This is a genomic window from Streptomyces sp. NBC_00996 (genome assembly GCF_045162675.1).
Lineage (GTDB): Bacteria > Actinomycetota > Actinomycetes > Streptomycetales > Streptomycetaceae > Streptomyces.
Genome location: NZ_CP108723.1, coordinates 2,137,723 through 2,151,934, shown reverse-complemented (window position 1 = coordinate 2,151,934; position 14,212 = coordinate 2,137,723). Strand labels below are relative to the sequence as shown.

11 protein-coding genes are annotated in these 14,212 nt (G+C 70.9%); 7 read left to right on the top strand and 4 right to left on the bottom strand.

Annotation, left to right across the window (positions count from 1 at the left end; all coding sequences use genetic code 11):
• The first annotated feature begins 59 nt into the window (after positions 1-59).
• The 6 genes from OG390_RS10325 to OG390_RS10300 all read left to right on the top strand — a co-directional run bounded on the left by OG390_RS10325 (position 60) and on the right by OG390_RS10300 (position 5,867).
• A complete protein-coding gene (locus tag OG390_RS10325) occupies positions 60-320 on the top strand; it encodes a hypothetical protein (RefSeq protein WP_406166858.1) in 261 nt (86 codons plus the stop codon).
• Positions 321-330: 10 nt separating this feature from the next.
• Complete coding sequence (locus tag OG390_RS10320; RefSeq protein WP_406166856.1) at positions 331-525, top strand: hypothetical protein; 195 nt, start codon at positions 331-333, stop codon at positions 523-525.
• Positions 526-763: 238 nt separating this feature from the next.
• Positions 764-1,048 carry a Sec-independent protein translocase subunit TatA gene (gene tatA, locus OG390_RS10315; protein WP_399076612.1) on the top strand — a complete coding sequence of 95 codons (285 nt, stop codon included), beginning with the start codon at positions 764-766 and terminating at the stop codon, positions 1,046-1,048.
• A gap of 47 nt (positions 1,049-1,095) precedes the next feature.
• Positions 1,096-2,043 carry a twin-arginine translocase subunit TatC gene (gene tatC, locus OG390_RS10310; protein WP_399076610.1) on the top strand — a complete coding sequence of 316 codons (948 nt, stop codon included), beginning with the start codon at positions 1,096-1,098 and terminating at the stop codon, positions 2,041-2,043.
• A gap of 31 nt (positions 2,044-2,074) precedes the next feature.
• Positions 2,075-2,965, top strand: a complete 891-nt coding sequence (locus OG390_RS10305; protein WP_406166854.1) for a diacylglycerol kinase — start codon at positions 2,075-2,077, stop codon at positions 2,963-2,965.
• A gap of 40 nt (positions 2,966-3,005) precedes the next feature.
• On the top strand, positions 3,006-5,867 hold the full coding sequence (locus OG390_RS10300; protein ID WP_406166852.1) for a DEAD/DEAH box helicase: 2,862 nt from the start codon (positions 3,006-3,008) through the stop codon (positions 5,865-5,867).
• Between the two features lie 313 nt (positions 5,868-6,180).
• Here the strand turns inward: OG390_RS10300 and atzF are convergent, their stop codons facing one another.
• The 4 genes from atzF to OG390_RS10280 all read right to left on the bottom strand — a co-directional run bounded on the left by atzF (position 6,181) and on the right by OG390_RS10280 (position 12,893).
• Positions 6,181-7,851, bottom strand: a complete 1,671-nt coding sequence (gene atzF / locus OG390_RS10295; RefSeq protein WP_406166850.1) for an allophanate hydrolase — start codon at positions 7,849-7,851, stop codon at positions 6,181-6,183.
• Between the two features lie 97 nt (positions 7,852-7,948).
• Positions 7,949-11,476 (bottom strand): 5-oxoprolinase/urea amidolyase family protein, encoded by a 3,528-nt coding sequence (locus OG390_RS10290; protein WP_406166849.1) that lies wholly within the window; start codon positions 11,474-11,476, stop codon positions 7,949-7,951.
• A complete protein-coding gene (locus OG390_RS10285; protein ID WP_406166848.1) occupies positions 11,473-12,072 on the bottom strand; it encodes an urea amidolyase associated protein UAAP2 in 600 nt (199 codons plus the stop codon). Before OG390_RS10285 ends, OG390_RS10290 begins: the two co-directional genes overlap by 4 nt.
• Complete coding sequence (locus OG390_RS10280) at positions 12,069-12,893, bottom strand: urea amidolyase associated protein UAAP1 (protein ID WP_406166846.1); 825 nt, start codon at positions 12,891-12,893, stop codon at positions 12,069-12,071. The genes OG390_RS10285 and OG390_RS10280 overlap by 4 nt, the downstream gene beginning before the upstream one ends.
• A 445-nt stretch (positions 12,894-13,338) precedes the next feature.
• Between OG390_RS10280 and OG390_RS10275 the strand changes: the two genes are divergently transcribed.
• Complete coding sequence (locus tag OG390_RS10275; protein WP_406166844.1) at positions 13,339-13,965, top strand: TetR/AcrR family transcriptional regulator; 627 nt, start codon at positions 13,339-13,341, stop codon at positions 13,963-13,965.
• Positions 13,966-14,212: the final 247 nt, after the last annotated feature.

Sequence of the window (14,212 nt, the reverse complement as noted above, 5' to 3'; positions counted from 1 at the left end):
GTGCGCCGGAGCGGACCGGCACGTCCGGGAGGGCCCGAGCGCTGTCGGGTGGCCCGGAGATGTCGGTCGTGACGGCCTTCGCCGGGATGAGAAGGGTGGTCGATGTGATGTTCAAGGCCGCCTGCCCCGACTGCCGGGCCGGCTTCGAGCTCACGGCGAGCGCCCTGCGGCTGGCGATCGGCGCCAGCAGCCGCACCACCTTCTACTCCTTCACCTGCCCCGAGTGCGGCTCCGCCGTCCGCAAGCCCGCGGGTGAGCGCATTGTCGAGCTGCTCACCGGAGGCGGGGTGCGGACCCTGCGCCTGCACTCCACCCTCTAGGGTCGACGTCATGTTCTGGCCGATGTTTGCGATCGCTGTGGGATTCGCGGGAATCGCCGTACTCGGCGTGCTCGCCGTCCGTGTCTTTCTGGAGGCGGAGCGTCTGGGCCGACAGGTTTCCGACTCCGCGCGCCGCATCAGCAGGGCCGCGGAGGATCTGGAGCGGGCAACCGTGAGTACGGCGAGCTCTGTGGACGCCCTGTGAGTCGTGAGCGCGTTGCGCTTTGAGTGGCTTTCGCCCTGTCACCTTTCCGGCAACGGCAGGTACGCTGCTGATCGCGGCCCGGAGAACGAGGCGCGAGCCGCGAACTGGGAGTACGCACAGGGATTGCCCCGCGTTTACCCCTGAGCGTTACGATCGCTGTCAACACGACGATCGGACAGATGTCCGGCCGATCGGACAGCACCCCGACCATGCAGCCTCGGTGAGAAGGTAAAGACTTATGTTCGGAAGGCTCGGAGCTCCCGAGATCATTCTCATCCTCGTCGTCATCATCCTGCTGTTCGGCGCGAAGAAGCTTCCGGACATGGCTCGCTCCCTCGGCAAGTCCGCGCGCATCCTCAAGAGCGAGGCCAAGGCGATGAAGGACGAGGGCAGCACGCCCACCCCGGCCGGCCCGCCGAACACCGACGAGCAGCCCCCCGCGCAGCGCACCATCCAGGCCGCCCCCGGCGACGTGACCAGCTCGCGCCCGGTCAGCGAGCCGACGGACACGACCAAGCGCTGACGCAGGGCCGGTGACCTCCGGCCCGCCGCACGAGATGGGAACGTGGGTTGCTCAAGTCTGCCCGCAACAAGGAGAAGGATCCCGAGGGGCGGATGCCCCTCGCGGAGCACCTTCGTGAGCTTCGGAACCGGCTCGCGAAGGCGATGCTGGCCATCGTCATCGTCACGATCGTGGCCGCCTTCTACTACAACGACATCATCAACTTCTTCACCAAGCCGGTCCTGGACTCGGTCGGGTGTCCGAAGACCTTCGCCGAGCTCGCGAAGATGCCCAAGGGCAAGCAGTGCGCGCAGATCACGATCAACGGTCTGCTCGCTCCGTTCACCCTGGCCCTGAAGGTGTCGTTGATGGCCGGCGTCGCCCTCGCCTCGCCGGTGTGGCTCTACCAGCTCTGGGCGTTCGTCGCGCCGGGCCTGCACAAGAGTGAGAAGAAGTACGCGTACGCGTTCGTCGGCACGGGTGTTCCGCTCTTCCTCGGCGGCGCCTTCTTCGCCTACAGGGTGCTGCCCACCACCGCGAAGGTCCTGATCGACTTCACGCCGAACGGCGTCAACAACCTGCTGCCGCTGGACGATCTGCTCGACCTCGTCACGCGCATGGTGATCGTCTTCGGTCTCTCCTTCGAGCTGCCGCTGCTGCTGGTCATGCTGAACCTCACGGGCATCCTCACCGGTAAACGGATGCTCGGCTGGTGGCGCGGCATGATCATGGGCATCACGGTTTTCGCGGCCCTGGCCACGCCCAGCACCGACCCGTTGACCATGCTGGCGCTCGCCGGACCCATCTGGATCCTGTACTTCGGTGCCGTCGCCTTCTCGCTTCTCAACGACCGCCGCAAGCAGCGCCGCGAGGCCGAGGGCCCGGCCGACGACGAGGCCTCCGACCTCGACCTCACGCCCGAGGACGTCGGCGAGGTCGAGACCGTGTCGGCCAGCCGGGCGCTGCCGGAGCAGGCGAGTTCGGACCGGGTCAACGGTTATGACGACGTGACCTGACAAGGGGCTCGGACCTCGTAGGGTCAGGGCCGTGACCAGCGAGATCACCCTCTTCGTCAATCCCACCGCGGGACGCGGCCGGGGCGCCCGGGCGGCGCTGCCGGCCGCTTCGGCTTTGCGGGCGGCGGGATTCTCCGTCCGCACGATCCTCGGCGAGAACGCGGACGACGCCCTCACACGCGCGCGTGCCGCTGTCGAGGGCGGCACCGGCGCCCTCATAGCCGTCGGCGGTGACGGCATGGCGAACCTGGCCCTGCAGGCCGTCGCCGGAACCCCCACCCCGCTCGGCCTCGTCGCCGTCGGCACCGGGAACGACTTCGCGCGGGCGCTGGGCCTGCCCGTACGCGACCCCGCGGCCGCGGGGCGCGGGATCGCCGAGGCCCTCAAGGCGGCGCGGCTGCGCGACGTCGACCTGGGGCGGGTGGGCGACACCTGGTTCGGCACCGTCCTCGCCTCGGGCTTCGACTCCCGGGTCAACGACCGCGGAAATCGCATGCGATGGCCCACAGGGCGCTTCAAGTACGACCTCGCCATGCTCGCCGAACTGGCCGCCTTCAAGCCCTTCCCGTACCGGATCACGCTCGACGGAGGCGAGGTCCAGGAGATAGAGGCGACGCTCGTGGCCGTCGGCAACGGATCGTCGTACGGCGGCGGCATGAGGATCTGCGCGGACGCGGACCTCGGTGACGGGTTGTTCGACATCACGGTCGTCGGGGACTGCAGCCGTATGACGCTGCTCACAGTGTTCCCGAGGGTCTACAAGGGCACCCACCTCGACCACCCCAAGGTCACCGTGCACCGGGCCGCCAAGGTCGAACTCGTCGCGGAGGGCATCACCGGGTACGCGGACGGTGAGCCGCTCGGCCCGCTGCCGCTCACCGCGCGCTGCATACCGGCGGCGGTGCGGGTGGCGGTTCCCTGAGCTGCGAGGACTGCGGGTCTCACAGCATCGGATCCGAATATTGATCGTCCTGTTGTCAGTGCCTCCCGGTAGTCTCGAAAGCACGATGACAGAGGACCTCTCACCGGCCGAGCGGTACGCGGCAGCACGACAGCGGGCTGTCGAGCAGGCCACCGCGCTCGCCTCCTTCCGCGAGATGTACGACTTCGGCCTCGATCCCTACCAGATCGAGGCCTGCCAAGCCCTTGAGGGGGGCAAGGGCGTCCTGGTGGCCGCGCCCACCGGTTCGGGCAAGACGGTCGTCGGCGAGTTCGCCGTCCACCTGGCCCTCCAGCAGGGCAAGAAGTGCTTCTACACGACGCCGATCAAGGCGCTCTCGAACCAGAAGTACGCCGATCTGTGCCGCCGTTACGGCGCGGAGAAGGTCGGCCTGCTCACCGGCGACAACAGCGTCAACTCCGAAGCCCCCGTGGTCGTGATGACCACCGAGGTGCTGCGCAACATGCTGTACGCGGGCTCGCAGACCCTCCTCGGTCTCGGCTATGTGGTCATGGACGAGGTGCACTACCTCTCCGACCGATTCCGCGGCGCCGTCTGGGAGGAAGTGATCATCCACCTCCCCGAGTCGGTGACCCTGGTGTCGCTCTCGGCGACCGTGTCGAACGCGGAGGAGTTCGGTGACTGGCTGGACACCGTGCGCGGCGACACCCAGGTGATCGTCTCCGAGCACCGGCCCGTGCCGCTGTTCCAGCACGTACTGGCCGGGCGCCGGATGTACGACCTCTTCGAGGAGGGCGAGGGCCAGAAGAAGGCCGTCAACCCCGATCTCACGCGCATGGCGAGGATGGAGGCCAGCCGGCCGTCGTACCAGGACCGCAGACGGGGCCGCGCCATGCGCGAGGCCGACCGCGAGCGGGAGCGCAGACAGCGCTCCCGCATGTGGACGCCGGGCCGCCCCGAGGTCATCGAGCGGCTCGACGCCGAAGGGCTGCTGCCCGCCATCACGTTCATCTTCAGCCGCGCGGCCTGCGAGGCCGCCGTCCAGCAGTGCCTGTACGCGGGCCTCAGGCTGAACGACGACGAGGCGCGGGCCAGGGTACGCGAACTCGTGGAGGAGCGTACGGCCTCCATCCCGACCGAGGACCTGCACGTCCTGGGCTACTACGAGTGGCTGGAGGGCCTGGAGCGCGGCATCGCGGCCCACCACGCGGGCATGCTGCCGACGTTCAAGGAGGTCGTCGAGGAACTCTTCGTACGCGGCCTGGTCAAGGCCGTCTTCGCGACGGAGACCCTTGCGCTGGGCATCAACATGCCCGCCCGCTCGGTGGTGTTGGAGAAGCTCGTCAAGTGGAACGGCGAGCAGCACGCCGACATCACCCCCGGCGAGTACACCCAGCTGACCGGCCGCGCAGGGCGCCGCGGCATCGATGTCGAGGGCCACGCGGTCGTGCTGTGGCAGCGCGGCTTCAGCCCCGAACATCTTGCGGGACTCGCGGGCACGCGCACGTATCCGCTGCGCTCGAGCTTCAAGCCGTCGTACAACATGGCGGTGAACCTGGTCGAGCAGTTCGGGCGGCACCGCTCGCGCGAGCTCCTCGAGACGTCCTTCGCGCAGTTCCAGGCCGACAAGTCGGTCGTCGGGATCTCCCGGCAGGTACAGCGCAACGAGGAGGGTCTGGACGGCTACAAGGAGTCCATGACCTGTCACTTGGGCGACTTCGACGCGTACATGCGGCTGCGCCGCGAGCTCAAGGACCGCGAGACCGAGCTGGCGAGGCAGGGTGCCTCGCAGCGTCGTGTGGAAGCGGCCGTCGCCCTGGAGAAGCTCAAGCCCGGTGACGTGATCCACGTTCCGACCGGAAAGTACGCGGGACTCGCGCTGGTGCTGGACCCCGGGCTGCCCGCGGGCCGGTCGAACGGCCACCGTGGCTTCGAGCAGCACGACGGCCCGCGCCCGCTGGTACTCACCGCCGAGCGCCAGGTGAAGCGGCTGGCCTCGATGGACTTCCCGGTCCCGGTCGAAGCGCTGGACCGGATGCGGATCCCCAAGTCCTTCAACCCGCGCTCGCCGCAGTCGCGTCGGGACCTGGCGTCCGCGTTGCGCACCAAGGCCGGGCACCTCGTCCCCGACCGGCACCGCAAGAAGCGGTCCGAGGCGGCCGACGACCGCGAGATCGCCCGGCTGCGCACGGCGATTCGGGCTCACCCCTGCCACGGGTGCAACGACCGCGAGGACCACGCTCGTTGGGCCGAGCGTTACCACCGGCTGCTGCGCGACACCACGCAGCTGGAGCGCCGCATCGAGGGCCGGACGAACACCATCGCCCGCACCTTCGACCGCATCGTCGCCCTCCTCACCGAGCTGGACTACCTGCGCGGCGACGAGGTCACCGAACACGGCAAGCGGCTCGCCCGGCTCTACGGCGAACTCGACCTGCTCGCCAGCGAATGCCTGCGCGCCGGGGTCTGGGAGGGGCTCAACCCCGCCGAACTGGCCGCCTGCGTCTCGGCGTTGGTGTTCGAGTCGCGGGTCGCCGACGACGCCATGGCACCGAAGGTGCCGTCCGGCAAGGCCAAGGACGCGCTCGGCGAGATGGTCCGCATCTGGGGCCGCCTCGACGCGCTGGAGGAGGACTTCCGGATCACCCAGACCGAGGGCGTCGGCCAGCGCGAACCGGACCTCGGCTTCGCCTGGGCCGCGTACGAGTGGGCTTCCGGCAAGGGGCTCGACGAGGTGCTGCGCGAGGCGGAGATGCCCGCCGGTGACTTCGTGCGCTGGTGCAAGCAGGTCATCGACGTACTGGGCCAGATCGGGGCCGCCGCACCCGTCTCAGGCGGCGGGAGCTCGACGGTCGCGAAGAACGCGCGCAAGGCGGTCGACGGGCTGCTGCGCGGGGTCGTGGCCTACTCCTCGGTGGGCTGAGCCGACCGGTTCGGTGGCGCGCCGCCTCCTTGATGTTCGGGAGGCGGCGCGCCCTTTCGTTCCGGGGCTTGTACGGGCCGGGCGCGCGGATTCGTACGAGGGCCGAGCGGGGCTGTGGAACAGGTCCGAGGCCGGCTGCCGTACGGCCGCGGACAGGATTGTCGGGACGAGGGCTCCGATGGTCGCGGGATCGGGATCGGGATCGGGAAGCGGGAAGCGGGAAGCGGGGAGCGCGGAGTGGGAGGGGGCGAGAGCGGGCAGCGGGGGCGGGAGTGGGAGTGGGAGTGGGAGTGGGAGTGGGTAGCGGGAGCAGCTAGAGCCCCGGTTGCGCGGCCCGTGCCCTGAGGCAACGGCGCCAGCCGCCGTACTCCGTGATGTCCTCGGCCCCTTCGAGCGCGCCGGGCTCGCACAGGAATCCGGGTACGTGCGTGCCGTCGGCCAGCTCGACCCGGCCCAGAGCCATCGGCCGGGGCAGGTCGGCGAGCAGGCGCCCGAGGCCTTCGGCGGGCAGCCGCCACACCTCCGCCTCGATGGCGCTGCCGCCGGTGCCCACGTGGACCAGGCCGGGCTTGGGAGGCGTGGTGGACAAGGCGTGCAGACGGTAGGCGGGTGCCGTCGTCGTCGTCCGTTCCCACTCCGCTCCCAGGGAGAGGAGCTGGGGGTTGAGAGGCTGGCCGGACAGGTGTGCGCCGACGACGGCGATCCGCAGCCGCGGCTGGAGCAGCCGGGCGATCCGGGCCAGGCGCTCGTCCGTGAACGCGGGGCCGATCAACATCACGCCGAAGGGCAGCCCGTCGACGGTGCCTCCGGGGACGGCGACCGCGGCCAGGTCGAAGAGATTCGTGGAGTTGGTGAAACGGCCCAGGCGGGCGTTGGCGCCCAGCGGATCGGCGGCCACCTCGGCGAGCGTGGGGTGGCACGGCGTGGTCGGCAGCAACAGTGCGTCCGCGTCGCCGAGTTGGGCGAGCGCCCGGGCGCGGAGCTCGGCCAGCCGGTCCTGGTCCGCGTACAGCTGGTGGGCCGGGATGTCCCGGGCGCGCGTGATGATTCCGGCGACAGTCGGGTCGAGCCCAGCACCTCCTTCACTGATCAACTTGTCGATAAAGCTCCCCACGGCGGTGTAGCGCTCGGCGACGAACGCGCCCTCGTAGAGCATCGCGGCGGCCTCGGTGAACGGCGCGAGGTCGAGGGCGCGCACTTCCGCGCCCGCCGCGGCCAGCTGGGCCACCGCCGCCTCGTACGCATTTGCCCAGCCCTCGTCCAGCTCGCCGAGCTGTGCCGTCGGCGCCACGGCGACGCGCCATGGGCCGGGGGCCCGCTGGGGGAGCGCCGGGAGGTCGCGGCCGGACGGGGACGTCATGTACGCGAGCGCCTGCTCGGCCTCCGGGAGCGTACGGGCGAACACGGTCACGCAGTCCAGTGAGGCGCAGGCCGGGACGACGCCGGTCATCGGGACCAGGCCGCGGGTCGGCTTCAGGCCGACGATGCCGTTGAAGGCGGCGGGGACGCGGCCCGAGCCGGCGGTGTCCGTACCGAGGGCGAAGTCGACGATGCCGAGGGCCGTGGCTACGGCCGATCCTGAGCTGGAGCCGCCGCTGACCCTGGTCGGGTCGAGGGGGTTGCGTACGGCGCCGTAGGGGGAGCGGGTGCCGACCAGGCCCGTTGCGAACTGGTCCAGGTTCGTGGTGCCCAGCACGATCGCGCCTGCGGCGCGGAGGCGGGCGACCACGGGGGCGTCGCCCTGCGGGGTGTACGCGTAGGCCGGGCAGCCGGCGGTGGTCGGGAGGCCCGCCACGTCGACGTTGCCCTTCGCGGCGAAGAGCTTGCCGGCCAGGGGGAGGGGCTCGCCCGCGTCGACGCGGGCGTCGATGGCCCGGGCTTCCCGGTCGACCTCCGCCCGGGGGCGTAGGTCGATCCAGATCTCGGGGCGGTCGACGGCCTCGATGCGGGCGTACGCCATTTCGACTCGGGTCACGGTGGACATGGGTGCTCCTTGCTGCTCGAAGGCGGGCCGGTGTGTGGTCTTTGCCCACCCGTTCCGCCCTTGCGAAACGCCTGGTCACAGACCACCGGGCGGGTTTTCAAGGCACTGCTGGTCCCGTCGGCGCGAGGACCATCAGGGCCGTGCCCGCTTCCACCTGGTCGCCCGGCCTGGCGAGGATCTCCTTCACGATGCCGTTCATCGGGGCGGACACCCTCGACTCCATCTTCATCGCCTCCAGGGCGAGGAGGGGCTGGCCGGCCGTCACCGCGTCGCCCGTTCGCACGTTCAGCTGCCATACCGACGCCGCGAATTCGGCCTCGATCAGGCGGCCGCCCTCGGGTACCGGGACCTCCACGGGGGGCACGGCCGGCGCGGTCGCCGCCGCTGCCCGTGCGAACTCGCCCGCTGCCTCCCAGGCATCCCGTTCCGTCGAGAAGGCGGCGCCCTGCCGGGACCGGAACTCCGCGATGGGGTCGGCGTTCTCGGCGAGGAAGGCCTCGTACTCGGCGAGTGAGAACTCGCCCTCCTCGATCCGGGGGACGAACCGGCCCGAGGTGATGTCGGCCCGCAGCTGCAACAGTTCCTCGGGCGACACCGGGTACCACTTGATGCGGTCGAAGAAGCGCAGCAGCCACGGCGAGCCCGGCTCGAACGCACCGCGCTGCTGCCAGCCCGACCAGACCTGGGTCGTGCGGCCGACGAACTGGTATCCGCCGGGCCCCTCCATGCCGTAGATGCAGAGGTAGGCGCCGCCGATGCCGACCGAGTTCTCGGCAGTCCAGGTGCGCGCCGGGTTGTACTTGGTGGTGACCAGACGGTGGCGCGGATCCAGCGGTGTCGCCACCGGGGCGCCCAGGTACACGTCGCCCAGGCCCAGGACGAGGTACTCCGCGTCGAAGACCGTCCGGTACACGTCCTCCACCGCGTCCAGGCCGTTCACACGGCGGATGAACTCGATGTTCCACGGGCACCAGGGCGCGTCGTCGCGGACGCCCGCCATGTAGCGGGCGATCGCCTCGCGGGTGGCCGGATCGTCCCAGGAGAGCGGAAGGTGGACCGTGCGGGAGGGGACCACCAGCTGGTCGGAGTCAGGGAGCGCCGCGGCGATGGCCCTGACGGTGGTGAGGAGCGCGCGCTGCGGAAGCCTGCGCGGGTCCGTCTGGATCTGCAGGGAGCGAATGCCGGGTGTCAGGTCCGTGACGCCGTCGAGATCCGCCTCGGCGATCGCCTCCATCAGCGCGTGGACGCGCATCCGCAGGGCCAGGTCCAGCTGCATGGGGCCGAATTCGACCAGCAGGTTGTCGTCGCCGCTGCGGCGGAAGGTCACGTCGCCGTCGCGTGCCAGCACCCCGCCGTCCACGATCGGGGGCCGCGCCGAGCCGTCCTCGGCGAGCGGCGCGAAGCGCACGGTGTCACCGGGACGGAACTGCCCGAGCTTCCAGCGCTCCGTACTGACGACCGTCGCCGGGCAGACGAAGCCGCCGAGCGAGGGACCGTCCGGGCCGAGCAGCACCGGCATGTCGCCGGTGTAGTCGACCGCGCCCACCGAGTAGGGCGTGTCGTGGATGTTGGACGGGTGCAGACCCGCCTCGCCGCCGTCCGTACGCGCCCAGCGGGGCTTCGGCCCGACCAGCCGTACCCCCGTGCGCGCCGAGTTGAAGTGGACCTTCCAGCCGGCGGCGTAGAAGTCGTGGATGTCGTCCTCGGTGAAGAACTCCGGTGCCGCGTGCGGGCCTTCGAGGGCGCCGACCCGCCATTCGGACGTGAACACGGGCCGATCGCCCACGGGCACGGGCGCCCCGTGGTCCGTCACCGACCCGCCGTGCAGCACGTCCCCGGTCCGCAGTGACCGCCCCCCGTGGCCGCCGAACCGGCCCAGCGTGAACGTGGCCGCGCTGCCGAGGAACACCGGCGCGTCCAGGCCGCCGCCCGCGAACAGCACATAGGTGCGCAGACCGTGCTCGGCGGGGGCGCCCACCTCCAGTACGGCTCCCGCGGGCACCGCCACCGGTTCCCACTGGGCGACCGGCGCGCCGTCCACCGTGACCGGCGCGGGAGCACCGCTGACGCACACGGTCGTGGCGTGGGTGAACCGCAGTGTCGGTCCCTGCAAGGTGCACTCGAGCCCCGGCGCGCCCTCGTGGTTGCCGAGCGCCCGGTTGCCGAGCCGGAAGGACAGGTCGTCCATCGGGCCGCACGGTGGCACGCCCACCTGCCAGTAGCCGGTACGGCCGGGCCAGTCCTGCACGGTGGTGAGGGTCCCGCCGGCGACGACCTCGATGCGCGCCGTCGGGTCGGTGATCCCGGCCAGCGTCACCGTCGAGTGCGTTGCCGCCCGGAAGGACTCCTCCGCGAGTGCCGCCCGCACCAGTCCCAGGTTCGTCTCGATGCCGTCGACCCGGGTCCTGGCCAGCGCCTCGTCGAGGCGTTCCAGAGCGTGCGCCCGGTCCGGGCCGTACGCGATGACCTTCGCGAGCATCGGGTCGTACGACGTGGTCACCTCGGTGCCCGTCTCGACCCAGCCGTCCACGCGGACACCGCCGGGGAACTCGACCCGTGTCAACAGGCCCGCGCTCGGACGGTGTTCGCGCGAGGGGTCCTCGGCGTACACGCGGGCCTCGACGGCGTGACCGCGGGGCGCCCCCGGGTCCCGTACGACATCCGATTCCCCGCGCGCAAGCCGCAGCATCCAGGCGACGAGGTCGACGCCGTAGATCTCCTCGGTGACCGGATGCTCCACCTGGAGGCGGGTGTTGACCTCCAGGAAGTAGGCCTCCTCGTGGGCGGCGTCGTAGACGAACTCGACGGTTCCGGCCGAGCGGTAGTCCACGAAGGCGCACAAGTCACGTGCCGAGGCGGTGAGTTGGTCGCGGACGCGCGGGGGCAGCCCCGGGGCCGGAGCCTCCTCCAGCACCTTCTGGTTGCGGCGCTGGAGCGAGCAGTCGCGGTCGCCGAAGGTGACGACACGGCCCCGGCCGTCGCCGAAGACCTGCACCTCGACATGGCGGGCGTGCTCGACCAGGCGCTCCAGGAAGACCCCCGCCGAGGAGAAGGAGGCCGCGGCGATGCGCTGCACCCGCTCCCAGGCCTCGGTCAACGCATCGGCGGAGCGACATGCCGACATACCGATGCCGCCGCCACCGCCGGTGGCCTTGAGCATGACCGGATAGCCGATGCGGTCGGCGGCTTCCAGAGCTTCCGGAAGGCCGGGCAGGAGCCCCGTACCCGGCGCCAGCGGTACTCCCGCCGCCTCCGCCGCCGCCCGCGCCGTGTGCTTCGCGCCGAACAGCTCCAGCTGCTCCGGAGTCGGCCCCACGAACACGATCCCGGCGTCCTCGCAGCGCCGCGCGAACGCCGCGTCCTCGGACAGGAAGCCGTACCCGGGGTGGATCGCCCCAGCACCGGTGTCCTTGGCCGCCTTCAGGACCAGGTCGGCGTCGAGGTACGACTCCTTCGCGGGCGCGGGTCCCAGCCGTACGGCCTCGTCGGCGAGCCGGACGTGGGGTGCGGAGCGGTCGGGGTCGGAGTACACGGCGACCGTGCGCAGGCCGAGTTCGTGTGCCGTCCGGATGATCCGCACCGCGATCTCGCCCCGGTTGGCGACGAGCAGCGTGTCGAAGGTCATTCCGGCGCTCCGATGGTCATCTCCACGGCGGTCGGCTCGAAGCCGTTGCACGGGTTGTTGATCTGCGGGCAGTTGGAGACCAGCACGATCACGTCGTGCTCGGCGCGCAGGGTGAGCCTGAGCCCCGGGGCCGAGATGCCGTCGACGATGCCGAGGGTGCCGTCCTTCTCGACCGGCACGTTCATGTACCAGTTGATGTTCGAGACGAGATCGCGCTTGCCCAGGCCGTACTTGGCGCCCTCCGCGAGGAAGTTGTCGACGCAGGCGTGCTGGGACCAGGTGTGATGCCCGTACCGCAGCGTGTTCGACTCCTTGGAGCAGGCGCCGCCGACCGTGTCGTGCCGGCCGACCTCGTCCGCCAGGACGGTCATCAGCGGGGTGTGCTCGTTGGACATGAGCACACTGCCGGTGGTCAGGAAGAGGTTGCCCTGCGCGTGGATCGTGTCGGGCGCGCTGTAGCGGACGGCGGTGTCGTGGGCGTCGTACACCAGGAAGTCGACGGCCTGGTTGCCGTGCAGATCGGTGACGGTGAGCGTCTCGCCGGTGCGGACGACGGCCGACCAGGCGGCCCGGGCCGGAACGACGGTGCGGGTCATGCGATCCCCCTCGCGGCAAGGAATTCGGCGGTGTTCAGGAACGCGCGGCGGCCCTCGGGCGTCGCCTCCCACAGCGGGTCGCCCGGCTTGGTCGCCTCCGAGCGCCAGGCCAGCGCCTCCAGCGGGGTGCTCACGTACTCCGGCCGGGGATCGGCCGGGTGCGGCACGTTCGCGATCAGCACGGTCACGTCCTGCTCGGCGCGCAGGGTCACGCTGCCGCCGGGCCCGGCCGAGCCGGTGAAGTCCAGCGAGCCGTCGTCGCGGACCTCCACGCCCTGGAAGAAGGAGAGCGAGGGCGGCAGATCACGCGGTTCCAGACCGTTCTTGGCGGCGGCCAGCTTGAACAGCTCGCGGCCGGCCGGGGAGGGGGACTGCGGCGTCCCGTCCCCGTACCGCTGGGTGTTCCGTACGAGCGTGGAGGTGCCGCACAGCGCGTCGTGCCGCCCGGAGGTGTCGGCGATCACCGAGGCCAGCACCCGGCCCTGGTCGGACAGGAGCAGCTGCCCCTCGCCCAGGTAGGCGTTCCACTGGACCTTGACCGTGTCCGCCACGGTCAGGCGCTCCCAGGGGCGGTCGGCGACGTACAGCAGGAGGTGCGCGCACGCGTCGCCGCGCAGGTCGGTCAGCCGCAGCTCGGTGCCGCGAGCCAGCACCTTGTGTGTGTAGTTGCCGCCCGCCACCGTCTCCGCCCACACCAGGTGGCCCGCCTCGCAAGGCGGTGCCGGCCAGGCGTTCGCCGGGACGACGGGCATGGCCTCGGCGCGGGTGCCCTCCTGGGATCGGGCATGGTCGCGGGCTCCGTAAGTGGTGGCTGTCGCCATCGCGGGACCTCCGGCTGTTGACGGCTCGGGTCATTTCTGTCGCCCGACAGAAATTAGGAGCCCAGGGGGTCGGAGCCGTTGCCCGTGCATTGCAGTGCGGTTACCGATCCCTCACGGGGGGCGCCGGCCCGCGCCCCAAAGGGGCGCGGGGCTGTGACACCATGCGGCTCCGCCGCGCGAGCACGACCAGCCACGGCGGACCCGCAGCTAGTGCCCCAGCAGGCAACGTTCGCCCCGTCGCGACGCCCGGCACGCTCCCCCACTGCCTCAAGGGCGTGGGAGGTGCCCCCACTCGCCGCACCGGCCGAAAGCCCAAGTACATCCAAGTACGAGGACTTCCGGCCGGCACTCCCCCAGCCTTCGGCCGGGGGGACCCCCGGAGCACGCACCGGACGCCGCTCCTTGACGGGCAAACGTTGCCTGCCGGGGCACTAGGATCGAACGCATGGGAACCGGTGGTGGACGGCGCGTCGGCCGACCGCGCGCAGCGCAGCGGCCGGACAGCGGGCTGACCCCGCGCGCCGAACTGCTCGACGCCGCCGCCGAGTTGTTCACCACGCACGGCTACGCCGCGACGACCACCCGTGCTGTCGCCGAGCGGGCCGGCATGCGTCAGGCATCCATGTACCACTACGTCTCCGGCAAGGAAGAGCTGCTCGCCGAACTCCTGGAGTCCACGGTCACGCCGTCGCTGACCTTCGCCCGCGAGCTCCTCGCGGACGACGCGACCCCGGCGGAGCGCCGACTGTGGGAGCTGTGCCGTACGGATGTGGAGCTGCTCTGCGGCGGCCCGCACAACCTCGGCGGGCTCTATCTGCTGCCCGAGGTGCGCACCGAACGCTTCGCGGGCTTCCATGCCGTACGGGCCGAACTCAAGGACGCCTACCGGCAGTTGCTCGCGGCGACGGCGGCGGGGGGCGCGCTCGCCAAGAGTGAGCTGGATCTGCGGACGGATCTGCTGTTCGGGCTGATCGAGGGAGTCATCCTCGTGCACCGCTCCGATCCGGACCGGCCGGTGTCGGCGTTCGCCGAGGCGACGGCGGACGCGGCGCTGCGGATCGCCGGGATCTGAGCCGAAGTCCGAGCCGGAGTCCGAGCCGGAATTCGATCGCAGTCAGAGCCGGAGTCCGACCGCGGTCCGAGCCGGAGTCCGAAACCGCAATTCGAGTGGAGTCCGGCCCGAGTTTCCGGAGTTTTCACCCCTCCGAGGGGTGGCTTTCATATGCCCGTGCGCTGTCACGCACCGTGTGCGAATGAAGCCTCAGCGTGTAAATGGGGCCGAGGGTACTCCTGTCGCCAGGGCGATTTCAGGTGCTTGC

Coding starts and splice junctions, on each gene's coding strand:
- OG390_RS10325 (WP_406166858.1), top strand. CDS start 60: ATGTCGGTCGTGACGGCCTTCGCCGGGATGAGAAGGGTGGTCGATGTG.
- OG390_RS10320 (WP_406166856.1), top strand. CDS start 331: ATGTTCTGGCCGATGTTTGCGATCGCTGTGGGATTCGCGGGAATCGCC.
- tatA (WP_399076612.1), top strand. CDS start 764: ATGTTCGGAAGGCTCGGAGCTCCCGAGATCATTCTCATCCTCGTCGTC.
- atzF (WP_406166850.1), bottom strand. CDS start 7,851: ATGTCCACCGTGACCCGAGTCGAAATGGCGTACGCCCGCATCGAGGCC.
- OG390_RS10290 (WP_406166849.1), bottom strand. CDS start 11,476: ATGACCTTCGACACGCTGCTCGTCGCCAACCGGGGCGAGATCGCGGTG.
- OG390_RS10285 (WP_406166848.1), bottom strand. CDS start 12,072: ATGACCCGCACCGTCGTTCCGGCCCGGGCCGCCTGGTCGGCCGTCGTC.
- OG390_RS10280 (WP_406166846.1), bottom strand. CDS start 12,893: ATGGCGACAGCCACCACTTACGGAGCCCGCGACCATGCCCGATCCCAG.
- OG390_RS10275 (WP_406166844.1), top strand. CDS start 13,339: ATGGGAACCGGTGGTGGACGGCGCGTCGGCCGACCGCGCGCAGCGCAG.